Annotated in this window: 15 protein-coding genes and 2 riboswitches; of the genes, 14 read left to right on the forward strand and 1 reads right to left on the reverse strand. The window is 41.0% G+C overall.

All coding sequences use genetic code 11. The features are described from left to right. Position 1 precedes the first annotated feature (1 nt). Positions 2–193: riboswitch (cobalamin riboswitch) on the reverse strand. Positions 194–590: 397 nt separating this feature from the next. The 3 genes from QME45_02160 to QME45_02170 all read left to right on the forward strand — a co-directional run bounded on the left by QME45_02160 (position 591) and on the right by QME45_02170 (position 2,581). After that, positions 591–1,757, forward strand: coding sequence for a DUF362 domain-containing protein (locus QME45_02160; GenBank protein ID MDI6617463.1), 1,167 nt, complete (start codon positions 591–593; stop codon positions 1,755–1,757). A 73-nt stretch (positions 1,758–1,830) separates the two neighbouring features. Next, the gene (locus QME45_02165) at positions 1,831–2,223 is read left to right on the forward strand and encodes a PspC domain-containing protein (GenBank protein ID MDI6617464.1); all 393 of its coding nucleotides are present in this window, start codon (positions 1,831–1,833) and stop codon (positions 2,221–2,223) included. 1 nt (position 2,224) lies between these two features. Further along, positions 2,225–2,581 (forward strand): DUF5668 domain-containing protein, encoded by a 357-nt coding sequence (locus QME45_02170; GenBank protein ID MDI6617465.1) that lies wholly within the window; start codon positions 2,225–2,227, stop codon positions 2,579–2,581. A 103-nt stretch (positions 2,582–2,684) separates the two neighbouring features. On the opposite strand, the gene QME45_02175 is transcribed toward QME45_02170, so the two are convergent. Next, positions 2,685–3,548, reverse strand: a complete 864-nt coding sequence (locus tag QME45_02175) for a M23 family metallopeptidase (GenBank protein MDI6617466.1) — start codon at positions 3,546–3,548, stop codon at positions 2,685–2,687. 4 nt (positions 3,549–3,552) lie between these two features. Further along, positions 3,553–3,679: riboswitch (cyclic di-AMP (ydaO/yuaA leader) on the reverse strand. Positions 3,680–3,914: 235 nt separating this feature from the next. Between QME45_02175 and QME45_02180 the strand changes: the two genes are divergently transcribed. The 11 genes from QME45_02180 to QME45_02230 all read left to right on the forward strand — a co-directional run bounded on the left by QME45_02180 (position 3,915) and on the right by QME45_02230 (position 16,086). Next, a complete protein-coding gene (locus tag QME45_02180; protein ID MDI6617467.1) occupies positions 3,915–4,166 on the forward strand; it encodes a TIGR03905 family TSCPD domain-containing protein in 252 nt (83 codons plus the stop codon). Between the two features lie 163 nt (positions 4,167–4,329). Then, a complete protein-coding gene (locus tag QME45_02185; GenBank protein MDI6617468.1) occupies positions 4,330–5,937 on the forward strand; it encodes a peptide chain release factor 3 in 1,608 nt (535 codons plus the stop codon). Positions 5,938–5,968: 31 nt separating this feature from the next. Next, positions 5,969–7,087, forward strand: coding sequence for an alanine--glyoxylate aminotransferase family protein (locus QME45_02190; GenBank protein MDI6617469.1), 1,119 nt, complete (start codon positions 5,969–5,971; stop codon positions 7,085–7,087). A 14-nt stretch (positions 7,088–7,101) separates the two neighbouring features. After that, a complete protein-coding gene (gene serA, locus QME45_02195) occupies positions 7,102–8,709 on the forward strand; it encodes a phosphoglycerate dehydrogenase (GenBank protein MDI6617470.1) in 1,608 nt (535 codons plus the stop codon). 10 nt (positions 8,710–8,719) lie between these two features. Continuing rightward, positions 8,720–9,523: a sugar phosphate isomerase/epimerase gene (locus tag QME45_02200; GenBank protein ID MDI6617471.1), complete on the forward strand. Its 804-nt coding sequence runs from the start codon at positions 8,720–8,722 to the stop codon at positions 9,521–9,523. Between the two features lie 27 nt (positions 9,524–9,550). Continuing rightward, complete coding sequence (gene larA / locus QME45_02205) at positions 9,551–10,810, forward strand: nickel-dependent lactate racemase (protein ID MDI6617472.1); 1,260 nt, start codon at positions 9,551–9,553, stop codon at positions 10,808–10,810. A gap of 637 nt (positions 10,811–11,447) precedes the next feature. Continuing rightward, a complete protein-coding gene (locus QME45_02210) occupies positions 11,448–12,629 on the forward strand; it encodes an ABC transporter substrate-binding protein (GenBank protein ID MDI6617473.1) in 1,182 nt (393 codons plus the stop codon). A 151-nt stretch (positions 12,630–12,780) separates the two neighbouring features. After that, complete coding sequence (locus tag QME45_02215; GenBank protein MDI6617474.1) at positions 12,781–13,662, forward strand: branched-chain amino acid ABC transporter permease; 882 nt, start codon at positions 12,781–12,783, stop codon at positions 13,660–13,662. A 7-nt stretch (positions 13,663–13,669) separates the two neighbouring features. Beyond that, on the forward strand, positions 13,670–14,629 hold the full coding sequence (locus tag QME45_02220; GenBank protein ID MDI6617475.1) for a branched-chain amino acid ABC transporter permease: 960 nt from the start codon (positions 13,670–13,672) through the stop codon (positions 14,627–14,629). After that, complete coding sequence (locus QME45_02225) at positions 14,607–15,395, forward strand: ABC transporter ATP-binding protein (protein MDI6617476.1); 789 nt, start codon at positions 14,607–14,609, stop codon at positions 15,393–15,395. Before QME45_02220 ends, QME45_02225 begins: the two co-directional genes overlap by 23 nt. After that, positions 15,382–16,086, forward strand: a complete 705-nt coding sequence (locus QME45_02230; protein MDI6617477.1) for an ABC transporter ATP-binding protein — start codon at positions 15,382–15,384, stop codon at positions 16,084–16,086. The genes QME45_02225 and QME45_02230 overlap by 14 nt, the downstream gene beginning before the upstream one ends. Positions 16,087–16,211 lie beyond the last annotated feature (125 nt).

A 16,211-nucleotide genomic window follows, 5' to 3' on the forward strand; every position in this document is an offset into this window, starting at 1 on the left:
GCATTACTTGAACTAAACAGGCAGGTTTCCTGACTTGCGGATCATCTTACTTCCCGGCCTTCCCAATCATATAGGTGGCATCTCGGGTTTCATTCCCACATACAGTAGCGGGGGCTGTACCGGCATTTAACCGGATTCCCTTTTAATCTTTCATATATGACATATAAAAGACACCTGTTTAAATATTTACTTCTTTAATTATTATACCGATTGTAGGCTGTATGTCAATAATATATAATAAATTTATATGGATATTAAGAATATTTTTATATGAACTTCAATTCGTAATTTGAACTTATGTTATTTTGAACACTCATTCGGCAGATCCAAGTTTTGTAAGTTCTAAGGCCAGCAGCCTTAAGAATCCAAGAGCTTTTGAAACTCGCCTGCACTCAGGCACTCAAAAGCTCTAAGGATTTTTTTGCGGCAGCAAAGCCAAGAACTTATCAAAACTTTCATAATGCTCATTCGTTGCTCAAAACAACATAATCCTATTTATGCCTGATCTCATATTGCGAATCGAAGTTATATGAAGAATATTATTCCAATCGCTGGAGGTTCCATGACTTATATATTAATGGAGGTGCGCTATGGAGAGGGTATCTATTCAAAGATGTGACGAATATGACTTCCCAAAAGTTAAAGATGCGGTTTACCGATGCCTTGACGGTATTCTAAGGATAAAGAAAGATGAGATCCGCGGGAAAAAAGTGCTGATAAAGGCAAACCTTTTGAAAAGAGATAGTCCGGAGGATGACGTAACGACCCATCCGTTTGTAGTTGAGGCTATAGCAAGGTATCTTATGGATATTGGATGCAATGTGATTGTAGCGGACAGTCCAGGAGGGCCTTTCAATAAAAATGTGCTCAAAGCCGTATATGAAAAGTGCGGCATGAAGGATGCCGCCGACAGGGCAGGATTCATGCTAAACTATGATATATCGTATGTTACGGTACATGACGATAAAGCAAAGATGCTCAGGTCCATGGAGATAATAAAAGCCGTGGAGGATGCGGACTTTGTAGTATCGGCTGCAAAGCTGAAGACTCATGGCATGATGACTTTTACAGGTGCAGTCAAGAACTTATTCGGGGTGGTGCCAGGCTTCACCAAAGCAGAATATCATTTAAAAATGAGGAATGCATCAAATTTTGCGGAGCTTTTAGTGGATATATGCGACTATGTAAAACCGCTGTTTTCCGTAATAGACGGCGTGGAAGGCATGGAGGGCAATGGACCTTCTGCAGGGGAAAAAAGAAAGGTAGGACTTATAATGGCATCTGAAAATCCCTATGCTCTTGATACGGTAGCTGCCCATATTATAGGAATAAATCCCAAAAGCGTTCCGACAATAAATGCTTCGTATAACAGGGGATTATTAAGCGGAAGCGTGGACGATATAGAAATAGAGGGAATACCGTTAAACGATATAAATATAAAACCCTTTGAACTTCCAAACTCGATTGTATCGTTTTATGCAAAGGGTAAGATTCCAAAATCCGTTGAAAATATTTTAATAAATACATTTCAGCCAAGGCCGGTTTTTAATTATAATGTTTGTATATCCTGCGGCGTCTGCATGAGGAACTGTCCGGCATCTGCCATAGAGATGATTGATAAAAAGCCTCATGTGAGCCTTGATAAATGCATCCGGTGTTTTTGCTGCCATGAGCTTTGCCCTCGAAAAGCCGTGGGTATTAAAAGAAACTGGTTTTACGGAAGGATATTTGGAAATAAAAAAATTTATAAAGCATAAGACTTTTTTAAAATTATTACGTATTTATATATGTGTATGTAATTTGACTAATCTTTGAAAGAGGTGAAGAAATATGTACAGAAAATTTTATCGTTCCAGGAAAAACAGGTTGCTTGCCGGCGTGTGCGGCGGCATTGGTGAATATTTTAATATAGACCCGACAATTGTGAGGATTCTGTGGGTGCTTATAAGTCTGAACGGTATAGGGATTGCTGCATATATAATATGTGCAATAATAATACCGGATGAAGATTTTTCCGACTCCCAAAGCAGCGGACAGTTCAACGACACAAAATATAACTTTAATCCGGAAAAAACAAGCCTTATAATAGGTGGAATTTTTGTCGCAATAGGTGTTATTTTGATTGGCAGGCGTTACTTTTACTGGCTGGACAAATATTTGTGGCCTCTGGCAATTATAGTACTCGGTATAGTAATTATCATTAACGGCAGGAGGAAGCAATAATATGAATAAGGGCAATATATGTTTCGGAATTTTTCTGATAACCATAGGAATATTCATCATCTTGATAAATTTCGGCATAATTGACTGGTCGATTTTGGATGCTTTTTTTGAAATATGGCCTGTAATACTTATAGTCATAGGTATAAATATCATATTCAGGAACAATACGATAGTGAAGACCATTTCCTGGCTTCTGTTTTTGGCGTTGCTTATAGGATACAGTTATTATCACAGAGATCAACCGGGATTTTATAAAAGAAACTGGGAAAATGGAAGGGACTTAAAGATTGAAGAAAAAACTGAAATAAAAGGCGATAAACTGAGCATGGATGTTGGGGGCACAAAGTTTTATTTATGATTTTATGGTAAAATTAAACGCCTAAAATGGTACTAAGAGGTTAATTAAAGAGCAAATAAAAGATCCCTCTGCATTGAAAATCAGAGAGATCTTTTATTTGAAATTAATGCAGGTAACTTAACGGGTTAACCGGAGTTCCATTTCTTCTTATTTCAAAGTGGGAGTGGGATCCGTGCGAGTCACCTGTATTTCCAACATCGGCAATATGCTGTCCTTTATTTACTCTTGCCCCTGTTTTAACAAGCAATCTGGAATTGTGGGCATAATACGTCTCAAGTCCGCTGCCGTGTGATATTATCACAAGGTAGCCGTAACCGCCGTTATCCCAGCCGCTGAACACTACTCTCCCGCCTGCATAGGCATATACATCGGTTCCTGTCGGAGCCGCTATATCTATTCCCTTATGAAATTTACCGTTTCTGTTGCCAAAGCCTGAGGAAATACGGCCATGCACCGGCCAGATTCCGATATTTATGCTCGATGAAGATCTCGATGCGACTTTTTTGGGACTTGCGCTTTTTGCACTGGAGGCTTTTGCAGCCTGTGTAGCAGTTTGATTTTCGACTGATGCGACCTTTTGGGCATCCACATCCGGAATAAGGATGGCCTGCCCGATTTTCAGTTCATCCGGTGATTCCAGGCTATTTGCCTTTATTATGCTGTCAACGTCGATCTCAAATGCCGATGACAGATCCCATAGCGTATCCCCTTGTTTAATTATGTATTTGGAAAGATCGCTTTTATTTGAAGAAGGGATGGAAATATTATTGTTTGCAGCTGCTTTTTTCATTTTAAGCATATATTCGTCATTAACAATTCTATTTGCTTCCATATCGTTTTCTTTTGTACCTGATTTTTTAGATGTAGCCGCCTTCGGTGAGAAAAAGTATCTGACAGCAAACATATTGAAATTCAGAAAAAGTAAAGCAGCTATACATGTGCGTGAGTATCTTTTTATTTTTGACATTTGTTTTCCTCCTCTATCATGCTTACGAAGTTAGTTGACGGGTTAGGCCATAGAGTAGCCTTCAATTAAGATTCACCCCAATTATATTCCTCCGTTCCGGCAAAGATGGCCGGATTCAGCTGTTACTTCGATATTATATAGGAAATCTGGGTAAATGTAAAGGCTTGGAATAATTTACCTCCAATTTGTAAAATTACGGGTTTGCAATACAGGATTTATAGAATGTGAACTTAGGGATTTGAAATAGATTTTTTTATCTGGACATAGCAGATTAAAAAGATGATATAATAATAAAGTACCTGCCAATTAATATTTATTCCATAAGGCAGGTTAACTTATTTAGAAAATATCCGATGGGGTGTTATAATGTTTACTTATGAAACAAAGGGAGTATGTTCAAAGAAAATTACCTTTGAAATAGAAAAGGGTGTTGTAAGGGACGTGAAGTTTTATTCAGGATGCCCGGGGAATCTCCTCGGCATATCCAGACTTGTGGAAGGTCTGCCAGCCGGAGAAGTTGTAAAAAAGCTTAAGGGTATAAAGTGCGGCGATAAATCCACATCCTGCCCGGATCAACTGGCAAGAGCCATCGAAGAGAAAATGCGCAAGGTCAGGTAATGTGCGGTAAAAGCGATTGAAATAATATTCTTCAAATAAAAAACATGCACATCCAGGGATTTGACATATTAAAATTATAAATGTAAAATCGATAATACTTGAGAATATGGAACATATGACATATGGGCGCATATGACTAATAATATAAAGGAAAGGAAATAAAATGCCAGAATTTACTAAAAGTTTTCAAGATGAAATAAAAAGAAGGAGAACATTCGCGATCATTTCCCATCCTGATGCGGGGAAAACGACGCTTACGGAAAAACTGCTTCTGTATGGCGGAGCCATAAGGCTTGCAGGTTCGGTGAAAGCGAGAAGAGCACAAAAGTATGCTGCATCGGACTGGATGGAAATAGAAAAGCAGAGAGGAATATCCGTTACATCGAGCGTGCTTCAATTCGAATACGATGGTTATTGCATAAACATACTGGATACTCCAGGGCATCAGGATTTCAGCGAAGATACATACAGGACGCTGGTCGCAGCAGACAGCGCCGTTATGGTTATCGATGCCGCAAAGGGCGTGGAGGAGCAGACGAAGAAACTTTTCCATGTATGCAAGATGAGGGGCATACCTATTTTTACATTCATAAATAAGCTTGACAGGGCGGGAAAGGATCCCTTTGAGCTTATGGATGAAATAGAGACAGTCCTCGGCATACGTTCTTATCCTGTAAACTGGCCTATTGGAATACAGGGCGATTTTAAAGGGGTATATAACAGAAATCTTTCCACAATAGAGGTGTTCAAAGGGGGGGATCACGGGCAGACGCGCGTATCATCCACAATAGGGAGTGCCGATGATCCGGCGTTTACAAAAATCCTGGGAGAAGACCTCCATGATAAGCTAAAAGATGATATACAGCTTCTCGATATTGCAGGAGATAAATTTGACATAGAAAAAGTAAGAAGCGGCGAACTTACGCCTGTATTTTTTGGGAGCGCTCTTACTAATTTCGGCGTTGAGCCTTTTTTGAAGGATTTTTTAGAGATGACGACAGCTCCTACGCCGCGGGCATCGAATATAGGAGATATAAGCCCTTATGATAAAAATTTTTCCGGATTTATATTTAAAATACAGGCGAATATGAATCCTGCCCACCGTGACAGGATTGCCTTTATGAGGGTATGTTCCGGCAAATTTGTCAAGGGTATGGAAGTGTTCCATGTCCAGAAGGGCAGGGTCATAAAACTTTCCCAACCGCAGCAATTTCTGGCGCAGGAGAGGGAAATTGTCGAAGAGGCGTATCCGGGGGATATCATAGGTTTATTCGATCCAGGCATATTCAGCCTCGGAGATACCCTTTGCGAAAAGGAACCGTATTTTAAGTATCAGGGTATACCTGTTTTCCCGCCCGAGCACTTTGCAAGAATACGTCCCGTCGATACGATGAAAAGAAAACAGTTTATAAAAGGGATCAGCGAGATATCCGAAGAAGGGGCCATACAGGTTTTCAAACAGATAAACGTAGGTTTCGAGGAACTTATAATAGGCGTTGTCGGGATGCTGCAACTGGAAGTGCTCGAATACAGGCTAAAGCATGAATATGGCGTGGATGTGAGGATTGAGCATTTGCCGTACAGGTTTATAAGGTGGCTTGAAAATGCCATTGATCCTTCAAGCCTTTATATATCCAGCGATACCATGATTGTAAAGGACAAAAACGCAAGGCTTGTACTGCTATTTGTATATGAATGGGGCATCCAGAGATTTTCTGAGGGAAATAAAGGCATAAAATTGCTTGAAATGGCAAACGAGTACCACATTTAGGATGTACCCTTAAAATAAGGGGGAAATGATTATGGAAAGGCTTCTTATGACACCGGGACCTACAAATATACCCCGGGAAGTGTTCAAATCCATGTCATACAACATACACCACAGGACCGATGAATTTATGCACATAACGGACAGAGCCGATAAAAAGCTTATGAGAGTGTTCGGTTCAAAAAATGAGATACTTATTTTATCCTGTTCCGGAACAGGAGGACTTGAAGCTTCAGTTGTAAACATGTTTTCTCCGGGCGATAAATTGCTTTGCATAAACTGCGGTGTATTTGGCAAACGCTATGCCGATATAGCAAGGGCATACGGAGTGGATGTTACCGAACTGAAGTCCGAATTAGGATATGGCATAAGGATGGAGGTTTTAGAAAAAGAGCTTGAAAAAAATCATTATAAAGCCGTCTATGCCACTTACAGCGAGACATCCACAGGCATAAAAAACGACATAAAAAAAATAGGCGATATCGTTAAAAAGTATGACAGCCTGTTTATAATCGATGCCGTAAGCGCCCTTGGATGTTTGAAATTGGACGTCGATGAATACGGCGTCGATGTTGCCGTAGCTGGATCCCAAAAAGGTTTGATGTGTCCTCCGGGTTTAAGCCTTATATCCATGTCGGACAGGGCCTGGTTGGAGACTCAAAAATCCAGGATTGCGAAATTCTATTTCGACTTTGGAAAATACAAAAATCTAAGGATGCCGTATACTCCGTGTACATCTTTAATCCTTGGATTGGACAAGGCTCTTGACATGATACTCGGCGAGGGTCTTGAAAATGTTTACAAGAGGCATTCCATATATTCGAAGGCTGTAAAAGAAGCGGCACTCATCATGAATCTGGTGGAATTTCCGGATAGACGATTCGACTCCGAAGTCCTTACCGCCCTCTACGTACCGCAGGATATAGATGAAAAGGCGCTAAGAAGGGGAATGTACAATAGAGGCATAGTCATAGCAGGCGGCCAGGGCAAGCTAAAGGGAAACATAATAAGGATAGGCCATATGGGGTATCTGAAAAATGAATTTATTATAAGGACTATAGAGACTTTAGGTTCGGTATTGAATGAAATGGGATATAAAAATGATACGGGAAGTGCAATTTTACGTGCAGAAGAAATCGTAAATACGCTTTAAAGGGGGGAAAGCTTTTGAAGATACTTGTATCTGAAAGGATAGCCGACAAGGGGATAGAATATCTTGAAGAAAAAGCGGATGTCGATGTAAAATTAGGGCTTTCAAAAGATGAACTTAATAATATAATAAAGGGCTATGATGCTTTAATCGTAAGAAGCACGGTATTTGTGGATAAGGGACTTTTGGAAAATGCCCCGAATCTTAAGGTTATAGGCAGGGCAGGAAACGGCACGGATAACATCGATATTAAGGAGGCCACGAAGAGGGGAATAATAGTTGTGAATACTCCCGACGCCAATAGCATATCCGCGGCCGAACATACCATAGGCCTGCTTTTAAGCTGTGCAAGAAATATACCCGAAGCCAATATCAGAATAAGAAAGGGAGATTGGAGACGAAATAATCTGAAGGGAGTGGAGCTGAACAAGAAAACGATCGGTATAATAGGACTTGGAAGGATAGGCTCCCTCGTAGCGTCCAGACTCAAAAGTTTCCAGATGAGGGTTATTGCATATGATCCATATATATCCGATGAAAAGTTCAAAAATCTCGGCGTAGAGAAGGCGGAATCCCTGGCGGAGCTTCTTCCTCAATGCGATTTTATAACAGTGCATACCCCTAAAACAAGCGAAACCATGGGAATGATAAGCTTTGACCAGTTCAAGCTTATGAAAAAAACTGCAAGGGTCGTAAACTGTGCCAGGGGAGGAATAATAGATGAGAAGGCGCTTGCCTGGGCTTTAAATGAAAAAAGGATCGAAGGCGCCGCCATAGATGTGCTTAAGGTGGAGCCGAAATATGATTTGAAAGAGGGAGAAATCCAGGATTACAAAAACGACATTCTAAGTGTCGATAATCTCGTTATAACCCCTCATTTAGGCGCATCGACGAGGGAAGCTCAGGAAAATGTAGGGATCAGTGTTGCTAAGGAAGTAATCGAGGCATTAAACGGCAGCATGGTTGAAAACGCCATAAACTTGCCTTCCATCGGGAAAGGCGAGTTTGAAGTTATAAGGCCTTTTATGATCCTTGCAGAAAAGCTCGGTAAGATATATTATCAGATTTCCAGAAAACATGTAAACAGAATAGAGATAACATACTGCGGGGAAGCCGCCGGCCTTAACATAAAGCTGTTGACGCTCTCATTTTTAAGGGGCTTTTTAAGCAACATATCAGACAGGACGGTCAACTTCGTAAATTCATATGTGGTTGCAAAAGATTTCGGGATAGATATAGTCGAGAGCACTTCAGACAAATGCGACAATTACACCAGCCTTATAAACGCGAGAATATATTCGGGCGATAGATGCACCACATTCAGCGGCACTGTTTTCGGATCCAGCGACATAAGGATTACGGAAATAATGGGGTATGCCATCGAAGTTGTGCCTGAAAAATATCTTCTGTTAATAAATAATAAGGATAAACCCGGGTATGTCGGAAGGATCGGGACGATACTTGGCAATGCCGATATCAATATTGCAACTATGAGAGTCGGAAGGAAAAACAGGGGAGACATTGCGCTCATGGCTATAACCATCGATGAAAACGTGCCGTGGGATATCCTGGAGAGCATAAAGAAGATGGATGGAATATTCCAGACAAAGCTTATAGAGTTTTAGGGGTGATATTGTGTTAAGAATAGGTTTTTCCGCTACGTATGGTTTTGCATCTATTTTGGATGCGGCGAGTTTTGCTAAAGGGCACGGTTTTAATGCTGTTGAGATAAATTTAAACATGCCTGAATTTTATCCGGATAGGTATGGAAAGCCCGACAGGAAACATATAAGGGACAAACTGGATGATGAAGGCTTTACTCTTACATTTCATGCTCCCGAGGATATCAACCTTTCCACAAAACAGGAGCTTATCGAAGACGCAAGCCTTGAAATATTAAAAAGGAGCATAGATTTTGCACATGACCTCGGAGCGAAAAGGTTTACATTTCATATAGGGGACAGCGTGAATTTCACGATGTTTGACGGAAGCGTCCGTTTGGAGGAATACTATGAGAACGAATATACTCAGATATTAAAGGATGCGATGTCCAAGCTCCTGGCTTTTTCAGGAGATAAAATAGTTCTTTGCGCTGAAAATACAGGTTTTTTTGGCGGTGCAAAGAAAAATGCCATAAAATCATTGCTGGGCAGCGGCTTATACCTTACATGGGACCTCGGACACTCATATATAAAGAAAAACCAGATGGATTTCATGCTCCAGAACATAAGCTATATAAGGAATATGCACCTGCACGATGTAAAGGGCGGCAAGGATCACTCGATAATAGGGAGCGGTGAAATAGATTTTCCGTATTATATATCGAAGTTACATAACATGGATGTCATATATGTAATCGAGGTTCGTCCTAAAGAGGCAGCATATAAGAGCCTTTTAGGCTTAAAAAGTATCATGGAAAATAATGGGAACGGGGTTTAAGCATATTTTAAAACGGTGGTAAAATAAATGGCTGAAAAATATATTGAAATCAAATACGGCAGCGGCGAAATAAGCATAAAGTCAAACAAGAATATGAGGATACTCGAAAATAACAGAGAAAGCAGCATGCCGGATCTGCATAAGATAGCAAAAAAAAGATTTGAAAATCCTATCTGTTCTCCGACATTAAGCAGGATCGTGCATGAGGAAAATCCTGAAAACATTGTAATTATAATAAATGATATAACACGTCCGACGCCCTACGATCTTCTTTTGGAGCCTATGCTCAAGGAGCTTGAGGCGGCAGGGGTAAAGAAAAGAAATATTACCATCCTCATCGCTACAGGTATGCACAGGCCCATGGCTGACGGCGAAATAACCGATATGCTGGGCAGTAAAATCGCAGGTGAATATAAGATTGTAAACCATTTGGCAGGAGGCAGGATGACATACATTGGCCATCTTGCGTACGGGATCCCTATTTCAATCAATCCTCTTGTGGCAAAGGCGGATCTTTTGCTGTCTGTCGGGGTCATTGCACCACATTATATGGCAGGTTATTCCGGAGGGAGAAAATCAGTGCTTCCCGGAGTATGCGGCATCGAAACGATAAAAAAGCATCATGCGCTCATGTGCCTTAAAGGTTCCAGAACATTGAATATTGAAGGCAATCCCTTCAATGAAACGATGGTTGAAGCCGCATCTTATGCAAAACTCAGGTTTATTGCAAATGCCGTTGCGGACAGCGGCGGCAATATAGCCGATATCGTTACAGGCCATTACCTCTATGCATGGCGGGAGGGAGTAAAAATCTGCGAGACCCTTTCGACTGTCGAAATCGACAGATTGGGCGACTTGGCAGTAGTATCACCCGGCGGATATCCCAAGGACATCAACATGTACCAGGCGCAGAAGGCAATCGAAAATGCTTCTTATTGTCTGAAGGCTGGGGCTCCCATAATTTTGATCGCCGAATGCAGGGAAGGCTTCGGGAACAAAACATTCAAGGAGTGGATCGACGATGCAAAATGCCCGGAGGATATTGCAGACAGGATAAAAAAGGAGTTTCAGCTTGGAGGGCATAAAGCATACAGCATCGCAAGGGTCATTATGGAGCATCCGATTTATCTTATGAGCAGTTTAAGCCATGACAGCACAAATAAACTGTTTATGGAAAAGTTTCATGACGTGGATAAATTGCTGTACGAGCTTGTGGATGATCAAAGCATAGTATATGTATTGCCCCACGGAAGCAATACGGTTCCGAAAATGACGAATCTTAAGTAGCAGGTATTATGCAAAAGCTGATTATAAAATATAAATATGCCAGCTTAAATTTATGCGAAAATTTGTAATAATTTTAATTATACTATTTCATTAAAAGCAGTTGACGGGTTAACTTTATTGTGATAAAGTAAGAACAATTACATCAGTTAAACATATCGTGATATTGATAAAAAGATGATGACGAAGACAAAAATATTCTGCTAAATTAGCTATAGAGAGCCGTGGGGGTGTAAATCGGCGCTAATTGGAATAAATGATCGCTTCCGAATTGTCCGGCTGAAACTTAAGTAGGCTTGATCGTTTTGGTATACGTTATAATGCCAGGGTTTGATAGAACCTTGTTAAGACTGCAGCCGCAGGGCAGCAGCGAAATAGAGTGGTACAGCGAATTACGCGCCTCTATATGTATAAATATACATATAGAGGCTTTTTGTTTATCTATCATATTTGACATCCGGATTATTTTATTGAATTTTTGGCTTTTCGCATCAGCATATGCAGATGTTATATTAATTATACTCTTTTTTGTATTAGGGGGTGGTTCAGTTGGGACTTACCGGTGGACGGGATGATAAAAGCAAATGAATATTTAAAAGAATAATAGAAAATGATTTAAAAATTAAAGGGGGAAATAGGAATGCGTAAAAAATTATCATTATTACTGGCATTTGTATTATTGGTCGGATTATTTGTTGGATGCGGCCCCAAGACTGCATCCAACAAAAAAGTCGAAGATTCCGACGCCAAAGTAAAGGTGGGCTTGGACTATGAATTGTCAGGCGATGTGGCGACATATGGCCAGAGCCTTGTTGAAGGTATAGAACTTGCCGCAGAGGAGATAAACAAGAGCGGAGGAGTGCTTGGAGGAAAACAGATAGAACTCGACAAAGCAGATAACAAATCGGATAATGCCGAAGCTGCTAACGTCGCTACAAAACTCATAACAAACGACAGGGTAGTCGCAATACTCGGCCCGGCTACATCAGGCAATACAAAAGCCGCATCAGCAGTTGCCACAAGGCATAAGGTACCGCTGATATCAGCTTCTGCAACAGCCGACGATATTACGGTGGACAGCAACGGAAAGGTAAGGGACTATATATTCAAGACCTGTTTCAGTGATTCTTTCCAAGGAGTAATAATGGCAAACTTTGCATACGAGGATCTGCAGAAGAAAAACGCGGCGGTGCTCATAGACAGCACAAGCGATTACAGCAAGGGACTTGCCAAGAATTTCAAACAGAAATTTGGGGAACTTGGCGGAAAGATCACAACAGAGCAGGCTTACCAGGCAAAGGAGAAGGACTTCAGAGCCGTTCTTACAAAGATCAAGGGGAGCAATCCGGATGTTTTGTATCTGCCTGGATATTATGAATCGGTCGGGCTTATTGTAAAGCAAGCCAGGGAATTAGGGTTCAATGTGCCTGTCCTTGGAGGAGACGGATACGATTCTCCAAAGCTTACCCAGATCGCAGGAAACGATGTGCTTAACGATGTATACTTTACCAACCATTATTCGTCAAAGGATACATCGCCGGAGGTTGTCAAATTCATTAATGCATTTAAGGCAAAATATAATAAAGTGCCCGACGCATTTAATGCTCTTGGTTATGATCTCGAATACTTTTTAGCCGATGCATTAAACAGGGCGGGAGCTGCAGATCCTGCCAAGATCAAAGAAGCGCTGGCATCGACAAAGGACTTTAAGGGGATTACAGGGACGCTTTCAATAGATGAATTCCATAATCCTGTAAAGGCAGCGACAATACTTGAAATGAAAGACGGCGTGCAGACATTTGTAAAAAAGCAGCAGCCTTAGAGAGCAAAGAGATTAAATATAATAAATGAGGGATTCAAACAACAAATTGAATTGCTGATTAAAGATGCCTGAAGTATTAAAAGAGAGGGGATATATTTCCCCCCTCTTATGGCATTTTTAAGCGATTTAATAAAAAGGGGAAGTGAAATTAGTGCAGCAATTATTACAGCAGCTTGTCAACGGAATATCCTTGGGAAGCACATATGCCCTGATTGCTCTCGGATATACAATGGTATACGGCATAATCAACCTTATAAATTTTGCCCATGGCGATATATATATGGTAGGAGCCTATGTAGGATTTGCCTTAACGACTTTTTTCCATATGGATTTTATTTCGTCTCTTATTATTTCGATGGTCGTATGCGCAATTCTGGGAGTCATAATTGAAAAAGTGGCTTATAAGCCCATTAGAAATTCGACGAGGATTGCAGCTCTTATAACCGCCATAAGCGTATCGCTGTTTTTGGAATACGGAATGATGTATTTTGTAAAAGCGGAAACGAGGACATTTCCAAATGTCCTTCCGGATTGGAAATTCAAAATATTCGGCGGCGTAATCATAAATGTAAGAGATATATATATCATTGTCGTAACGGTGTTGCTCATGGTGTTGCTCCAATATGTAATTCACAGGACAAAGGTTGGGAAAGCCATGAGGGCTGTTTCGCTGGATGCTGAAGCGGCGCAGCTCATGGGTATCGATGTAAACAGGACGATTTCGTACACATTTGCGATAGGCTCTGCCCTTGCAGGCGCTGCGGGAGTATTGGTCGGGGTATATTATAACACCATTGATCCTCTTATGGGAATAATGCCTGGGCTCAAGGCTTTTGTCGCCGCAGTCATAGGAGGCATAGGCATAATACCGGGTGCCATGTTCGGAGGCTTCTTCCTCGGGATAACCGAGACCATGGTAAGCGCAAACGGGGGAGCTTTATACAAGGATGCGGTGGCATTCGCGATTTTAATAATAATACTCATTGTAAAACCCAATGGGCTCCTTGGCAAAAATGTCAAAGAAAAGGTATAGGGGTGGTATTTTGAAACTGTTCAATAAAAAGAATATCATAAGCCTTGCTGTTATACTCGCAGTATATTTTATAGTGCAGTTTTTTATAAGTAACGGCTCGATCAACGATTATATTTTTACAAATGTCGTGCTGATAGGAATAAATATAATACTCGCATTAGGCCTTAACCTCATTACCGGCTTTACGGGGCAGTTTTCCCTCGGACATGCAGGTTTTATGTCAATAGGTGCATATATATGTGCCATCGTTACGGCCAAATTGGGGCTTCCCTTTGCAATCGGCATAATACTTGCGGCGATTAGCGCCGCAGTAATAGGTTTTCTGATAGGCCTGCCTACACTCAGATTAAAGGGGGATTATTTGGCGATAGCTACCCTGGGCTTTGGGGAAATAATCAAGAATATATTTTTTAATATCGATTATGTAGGCGGAGCCAGCGGTTTTAATGATATTCCGTTTTATACAAACTGGACATGGCTTTATTTTTCAGTTGTTTTAACTGTAGTGGTAGTCAATAATTTTATAAAATCTTATGCCGGAAGGGCATGCATAGCTATAAGGGAGGATGAGACAGCGGCAGAGGCCATGGGTGTCAATACAACAAATTATAAGATACTTGCATTTGTAATAGGAGCATTTTTTGCAGGTATTGCAGGCGCCCTGTATGCCAACTATATTTGCCTTTTAAAGCCTGATTCCTTTGGATTTTTAAAGTCTATAGACATACTTGTAATCGTAGTATTCGGCGGCATGGGAAGTATCACGGGCTCGATCTTCGGCGCCATTGCGTTGACGGTTATATCGGCATTCCTCCAGAGCTTTCCGGAACTTAGGATGGTTATATACTCGCTGATTCTCTTTTTCATTATGATATACCGTCCTCAGGGACTTATGGGCACTAAAGAATTCAGCCTTGGATTTCTAAAAAAGCGAGGTGGATTGAATGCTAAAGCTCAAGATAAATAATCTTACCATGGCATTTGGAGGTATTATTGCGGTTTCCAACGTAAGCATGGCTGTTGAGGAAGGCTTGATTGCAGGTTTGATCGGCCCAAACGGCGCAGGCAAAACCACACTTTTCAATGTAATGACGGGCATGTATAGCCCCACATCGGGAACCATTTCCTATAAATTGAGGGGAAAAGACATTGCAGGCAATAAACTAAAACCATACCAGATCACAAAATGCGGTATTTCAAGGACATTCCAGAATATAAGGCTATTCAAGGACATGACGGTGCTCGATAATGTCAGGCTGGCGTTTCATGACAACATCAAATGCGGAGTAATGTCATCCATATTAAGGCTGCCTTCGTTTTACAGTGAAGAAGAAAGAATATATAAAGAGGCAACGGAGCTTTTGAATGTTTTCAAACTGGCCGACAAGAAAAATGAATTTGCCAGAAATTTACCTTATGGAGAGCAAAGAAGGCTTGAGATCGCAAGAGCGCTTGCGGCAAAACCTGAGATTCTGCTTCTTGATGAGCCCGCCGCGGGAATGAACCCGAATGAAACAAAGCAGCTTATGGGGCTTATAAAATGGGTAAGAGACAAGTATAAGCTTACTATTATATTAATAGAACATGATATGTCTTTGGTTATGAATATATGTGAAAAAGTGTTTGTCCTTGATTACGGGCAGTTGATTGCGGAAGGTGCTCCAAAAGAGGTCCAGAAAAATAAAAAGGTAATCGAGGCATATCTCGGGGGGAAAGATTATGTTAAAGCTTAAAGATGTGAGCGTTTATTTTGGGGCGGTACACGCATTGAAGGGAATATCGCTGCATATAGAAGAAGGCGAGATCGTAACGCTGATCGGTGCGAATGGAGCCGGCAAAACCACGACGCTTCGGACGATATCTGGAATCGTAAAACCCAAAACCGGCACGCTGGGATTTTTGGGGAAAAATATTAACAGGATGAATGCCCCTCAAATAGTGCATATGGGAATATCCCACGTTCCTGAAGGACGAAGGATATTCTCGAATATGACTGTATATGAAAACCTTGAAATGGGAGCATTTTTAAGAAAAGACAAGGATAAAATCGGGGAGGACTTTGAAAAGGTATTTAAAAGGTTTCCGAGGCTGGGCGAACGAAGAAACCAGATTGCAGGCACTTTAAGCGGAGGAGAACAGCAGATGCTTGCAATAGGCAGGGCATTGATGTCGAGGCCCAGGCTTATGCTCCTTGATGAGCCTTCGATGGGACTTGCTCCGATATTAGTCGATGAAATATTTTCTATAATAAAGGATATAAATGATAATGGAACGACGGTGCTTTTAGTCGAGCAAAATGCAGGTATGGCATTATCCATTGCTGACAGGGGATATGTGCTTCAAAATGGCAGTATAACGCTTGAGGGCAGTACAAAGGATCTTTTAAACAACGATGATGTGAGGAAAGCATACCTTGGAGGTTAAAAACTGCCGATTTATAAAATGCACCCCGAATGTTAAAAAATTTAACATTCGGGGTGCACATTTCATAAAAATAAGGCATCTGGCCTTAGAACTTACAAAACTTGAATCTGGCGAATGAGTGTTCA

The sequence above is a fragment of the Clostridiales bacterium genome (assembly GCA_030016385.1).
Classification (GTDB): Bacteria; Bacillota; Clostridia; order Clostridiales; family Oxobacteraceae; genus JASEJN01.

What these genes read in the sequence shown, in the direction of transcription:
- QME45_02210 (MDI6617473.1), top strand. Translation starts at nt 11,448, where the DNA reads ATGCGTAAAAAATTATCATTATTACTGGCATTTGTATTATTGGTCGGA.
- QME45_02225 (MDI6617476.1), top strand. Translation starts at nt 14,607, where the DNA reads ATGCTAAAGCTCAAGATAAATAATCTTACCATGGCATTTGGAGGTATT.
- QME45_02185 (MDI6617468.1), top strand. Translation starts at nt 4,330, where the DNA reads ATGCCAGAATTTACTAAAAGTTTTCAAGATGAAATAAAAAGAAGGAGA.
- QME45_02180 (MDI6617467.1), top strand. Translation starts at nt 3,915, where the DNA reads ATGTTTACTTATGAAACAAAGGGAGTATGTTCAAAGAAAATTACCTTT.
- QME45_02160 (MDI6617463.1), top strand. Translation starts at nt 591, where the DNA reads ATGGAGAGGGTATCTATTCAAAGATGTGACGAATATGACTTCCCAAAA.
- QME45_02175 (MDI6617466.1), bottom strand. Translation starts at nt 3,548, where the DNA reads ATGTCAAAAATAAAAAGATACTCACGCACATGTATAGCTGCTTTACTT.
- QME45_02230 (MDI6617477.1), top strand. Translation starts at nt 15,382, where the DNA reads ATGTTAAAGCTTAAAGATGTGAGCGTTTATTTTGGGGCGGTACACGCA.
- QME45_02170 (MDI6617465.1), top strand. Translation starts at nt 2,225, where the DNA reads ATGAATAAGGGCAATATATGTTTCGGAATTTTTCTGATAACCATAGGA.
- QME45_02190 (MDI6617469.1), top strand. Translation starts at nt 5,969, where the DNA reads ATGGAAAGGCTTCTTATGACACCGGGACCTACAAATATACCCCGGGAA.
- QME45_02165 (MDI6617464.1), top strand. Translation starts at nt 1,831, where the DNA reads ATGTACAGAAAATTTTATCGTTCCAGGAAAAACAGGTTGCTTGCCGGC.
- larA (MDI6617472.1), top strand. Translation starts at nt 9,551, where the DNA reads ATGGCTGAAAAATATATTGAAATCAAATACGGCAGCGGCGAAATAAGC.